Origin of the sequence: Burkholderia sp. NFPP32 (genome assembly GCF_900119325.1) — a bacterium.
GTDB lineage: Bacteria > Pseudomonadota > Gammaproteobacteria > Burkholderiales > Burkholderiaceae > Burkholderia > Burkholderia pyrrocinia_C.
The window spans coordinates 1-3,051 of record NZ_FPJP01000065.1 but is presented as its reverse complement, the minus strand read 5'-3'; the positions used below and the strand labels follow the sequence as shown (position 1 = coordinate 3,051).

Genomic DNA, 3,051 nt, shown 5'->3' with positions numbered 1-3,051 from the left:
TCATCACTATGAGTCCGTTCCGTGAGCTTCCTTCTACAACGTCCTCGGCGACGTCAGCGATGACCGCCGAACCTGATTAATCAGCGTTTCCTTAGATGATCGACCTCGCACGCGTACCTGATGCCGGCAGCGAAATCCATCACCCGCTGCAAGCCATGCCAGATGGTCTTGACACCGGGCTCGCCGTTGACTTTGCGCGCATGTATGGGCCTGACGCCTTTTGCAAGCCTCTTGTTCGTGATGTCGAAAACGGTAGTGCCCCCCCCCCGAAGGGAGGCGTCGGGTCCATACATGCACGAAAGGACGATTACCCCCTCAGAGAATTCTTCGTAGCAACAATCTTTCAATTGTATTACATTGCAATTGTATTTTGCAAAATTCTTGTTACCTGCGTAACCTTATTGAATGTCAAGCAGTGAGGGGCTGATTTTGAGCATTCAGATGGTTACGGACGATGGCATTGAGGTGGGTGATGAGCTTGCGCACGGCCCGATTCGCCTGATGGCTGATCTGCTGTACCTGAAGCGCGCGTACAATCTGTCGGACGAATCGGTCTGCGAGCACTGGGCTCAGAATGTCTACTTCCAGTACTTTTGCCGAGGGGAGTATTTCCAGCCGCGCCTGCAGTGCGATCAGACGAATCTGGTTCGGTTTCGCCAAGTGCTGGGCGAAGCTGGCGTCGAGGAACTGCTTGCGATGACGATCGCGGTGGCCGCGGACATGAAGGTCGTTGCACCCGAGGAGTTCAAGCGCGTGATCGTCGACACGACGGTTTAAGAGAAGGCCATCGCATTCTCGACTGACAGCTGGAGGTTGTGCGAACGAAGCTCGTTCAACTCGCCCAGCGTGCCGGGTTCGCGCTCAAGCAGACCTACGAGCGCGAGGGTACGGGTGTAGTGGTCAACCCATCCCGGACACTGCGTTCAGTTTTTCTTCCGCAACCGCCGGTGCCAGTCCGTCATTGAACTGATGCGGCCGTATCCAGTTGTACCGGTCGCGGTAGGGACGATGGTTACCCATCCCCCCCCCCGCACGGATCCGTACGGGCAGAATTACTGCATACGGCTCTTACCAAAGGTGTTGACGCGAAACCGCTCGGTCGGGTGGGAATGGACGATTCGGCACGGCGGCAGGTATTTCCGAAGCAGCCCTTGGAAGCGCGACCACGGCATGCGTCTGCGCTGACTTCGGCGTAGCAAGGCATGACGCCACGCACGACTGACTTCATAAAGAAATCCAGCCAGACGCCGCATGTTGTCGGGCACCGCATGGTAATTCAAATACCCCTGCAACACTCGCCGCAGCCACCGACCTACCACGGGAACCGGTTCATGCCGACGTCGCATTAGCGTTTCCCGAATTGCCACCAGCGTCGCACGCATCCGCTTCTTGATCGTCAGCCTGACAATCTTGAAGTTGAACCGCGCCGGGTTTGTCGGAGACCGCCGAGTTTGGCGCTACGCCGCGCGAGCGGACAGCGCCAGATTCCGATTGTAAGCCTCCTCTGCTTGCGCCGGCGACACGTACCCGAGCGGGCCGAGCCCCATCCCAGTGGTCGTCCCATTCAACACCTCCAATCTGGAGATGTTGCGACGACCAGTTGAATCCGCCTACCGGCGCCGCTGGCTCGGATGCAACAGCGCGATCTCAAGCGGCGCGAACGGAATGCCGAGCGTGCGATACAGGCGATCGAGATTGACGGCACCCAGTTGCGGCGCGACGCCCTCGTAGGGATCGATGTCCGGCCCCATCAACCGCGCGACCACATTGCCCGGCAGCGCGTTCACCTTCTCGAATTTCCATAGGATCGAGCCAGCGCGGGTTAAAAATTTTGACTCCAATGGTGGCATTTTGTCACCCTCAAGACTATACTGACACCACTCCTTCAGTAATGAAAGAGTGAAGCAGCACCGCGCTGCACCAAGGGATGGGCTACGAGCCTGTCACATTTGCAAAAAGGGCCACATCTGTCGTCGCCGGGAGGCGCCACGGATATCGGGGTCCCAAATGAGGAAGAGCAATGGCGATCAAGCACAACAGCGGCCTGGATAACTCCAGCCGCGGGCGAATCACTGCCCGGTTGAGTGCAGAAAAGCAGGAGGTACTGCAGCTGGCTGCAGATCTATCGGGCAGCACCCTTAACCAGTTCATAGTGCAATCGGCACTTCGAGCTGCGGAGCAGGTCATCGAGCAAGAGGAAATAATTCGTTCCATCCGCCTGACGATGGATGAATCGAAGCGCTTCTTCGCACTGCTTGACGAGCCTCCGAAGCCGAACGAAGCGTTACTGCGCGCAATGGAACGTTTTCGGAACAAAAAAATTGGAAGCAGAAATTCGAAGCCTGAACACGACCGACAACCGCAGCAGCTTTGATTGCGGCATCAGTTCGTTGAATGATTGGCTGCACAAGACGGCCAAGCAACATCAAGAGAAGAACCTTTCTCGTACCTTTGTCGCGATTCTACCCGGCGATCCTTCCCGGATCGCTGGGTACTACGCCCTGGCAGCGACGTCAGTAGAAACTGACGGAATGCCCGGCAAGCGACTTCCCCGGAATGTATCCGCGGTGCTCTTGGCACGGCTCGCCGTTGACAAGAACAACAAAGGCCAGGGCCTCGGCGAATACCTTCTCATGCATGCTTTGGATACAGTAGTAGCCGCGTCCGAAGCTGTTGGCGTGCAGTGTGTGATCGTTGACGCAATCAACGAAAATGCAGCTCGCTTCTATGCGAAGTACGGCTTTGCCCATATCACCCAACAGCCGCTCCGGTTGTTCCTACCGGTCGCAACGATCAAGCAAGCGTAACGATTTCCGGGGCAATCGCCCCGGCTTTCTCTTTCCAGCCAAAAGAGCGGGCACTGCTATTTGGCACCCACATTTACTCGCGACGCTTCACATTGTCCCATCGAGGATGGCCGGAGCTAAAGTCGAATCTGGTGTACGGGGGAGCTGAAGCGGGAAGTTGAAGGCGGTGGAGGTTTCAGCTGAGAATCTGATTGTCGAAGTCGGAATCCAGCAAACATCAAACCATCCACCATGAGCAAGGATA

At 56.7% G+C, this 3,051-nt stretch carries 2 protein-coding genes and 3 pseudogenes; 3 read left to right on the top strand and 2 right to left on the bottom strand.

What is annotated here, in order from left to right; genetic code table 11:
- Nucleotides 1–80 precede the first annotated feature (80 nt).
- Nucleotides 81–200 (bottom strand): annotated as a pseudogene (locus tag BT264_RS40405) (IS4 family transposase); the annotation flags it as partial.
- A 289-nt stretch (nucleotides 201–489) separates the two neighbouring features.
- Here BT264_RS40405 and BT264_RS37075 point away from each other — a divergent pair.
- A pseudogene (locus BT264_RS37075) lies at nucleotides 490–887 on the top strand (transposase); the annotation flags it as partial.
- A gap of 726 nt (nucleotides 888–1,613) precedes the next feature.
- Here the strand turns inward: BT264_RS37075 and BT264_RS37065 are convergent.
- Nucleotides 1,614–1,850: pseudogene (locus BT264_RS37065) on the bottom strand (hypothetical protein); the annotation flags it as partial.
- 170 nt (nucleotides 1,851–2,020) lie between these two features.
- Here BT264_RS37065 and BT264_RS37060 point away from each other — a divergent pair.
- Together BT264_RS37060 and BT264_RS37055 are read left to right on the top strand one after the other, a co-directional pair.
- Entirely contained in the window at nucleotides 2,021–2,374 is a 354-nt protein-coding gene (locus tag BT264_RS37060) for a type II toxin-antitoxin system TacA family antitoxin (RefSeq protein ID WP_072445477.1), read from the top strand.
- Nucleotides 2,322–2,807 carry a GNAT family N-acetyltransferase gene (locus BT264_RS37055; RefSeq protein WP_072445476.1) on the top strand — a complete coding sequence of 162 codons (486 nt, stop codon included), beginning with the start codon at nucleotides 2,322–2,324 and terminating at the stop codon, nucleotides 2,805–2,807. The genes BT264_RS37060 and BT264_RS37055 overlap by 53 nt, the downstream gene beginning before the upstream one ends.
- Nucleotides 2,808–3,051 lie beyond the last annotated feature (244 nt).

Excerpts from the sequence above, each read along its gene's own strand:
- BT264_RS37060 (WP_072445477.1), top strand. The coding sequence starts at position 2,021 with ATGGCGATCAAGCACAACAGCGGCCTGGATAACTCCAGCCGCGGGCGA.